Source organism: Alkalibacterium iburiense (assembly GCF_039521845.1).
Taxonomy (GTDB): Bacteria; Bacillota; Bacilli; order Lactobacillales; family Carnobacteriaceae_A; genus Alkalibacterium; species Alkalibacterium iburiense.
The window spans coordinates 1-893 of sequence record NZ_BAAACW010000074.1 but is presented as its reverse complement, the minus strand read 5'-3'; the positions used below and the strand labels follow the sequence as shown (position 1 = coordinate 893).

At 37.5% G+C, this 893-nt stretch carries 1 protein-coding gene; it reads left to right on the top strand.

Translation table 11 applies throughout. From position 1 onward, the window contains the following. The coding region (locus ABDZ53_RS06345) for a ThuA domain-containing protein (RefSeq protein WP_343754809.1) at positions 1-520 on the top strand (520 nt) is incomplete at its 5' end. Positions 521-893 lie beyond the last annotated feature (373 nt).

The following is an 893-nucleotide window of genomic DNA, read 5'->3' as shown; positions in this document are numbered from 1 at the left end:
GTTAGACGAATTAAAGAATCGTCCAGACTTGGTCATATTGGCATCCGAAAACAGATTAGAACCTGAAAAAGATGAAACGGCTCTCTGGTTGACAGAAGAGGGAGCTAAAGAGATTGCTGCCTATGTTGAGGAGGGAGGAGCTTGGTTAGCCTGGCATTCAGGATTGGCTGGGTATGATAAGCTGACTTCATATATCACTATGCTGGGAGGATACTTTACTCATCATCCCGAACAACATACAGAAGTTACTTACACCTATAGTAACCATCCATTGACAAAAGATGAAAAAGAATCATTTGTCTTATTGGATGAGCATTACTTTATTAAACAGGTGAACCCTATAAATCTTTTTTCGGTATCTTCTTCTATAGAAGGAGAATCTGTTTCAGGCTGGACCAAAACTATAGCAGACGGAAAAGTAGCTGCGTATACACCCTCACATACCAAAGAGGGCTTGGCCTCAGTAGAATTAAGAGAAGATCTAAGCCGTTTAATTGACTGGTGTTTAAACACGGTATAAAGAATACAAAAAAACTCATGCAATAAGATAATTTTAGTTGACAAGGTGTCTGACCGATGATATTATGTAAAAGTCGCTGTCGGGAAGACATCTTTTACCAACACAGACTAGCAAAAAGAATTTTTAAAAAGTGTTGACAAGAAATCAGCCCGATGGTATGATATAAAAGTTGTCATCGCAAAGAGAACTTCTAACACATCGAAATTCCTCAAAAAAGAATTTCAAAAAAGTGTTGACAAGTTATTCGGTAGATGATATTATATAAGAGTTGCTTCATTAAATGTAGCGGCCGATAGAACGAGATAGATCTTTGAAAACTGAACAAAGTAAAACAACCAAATGTGCAGGGGTCTTCGGTTCAATTATTGAATCG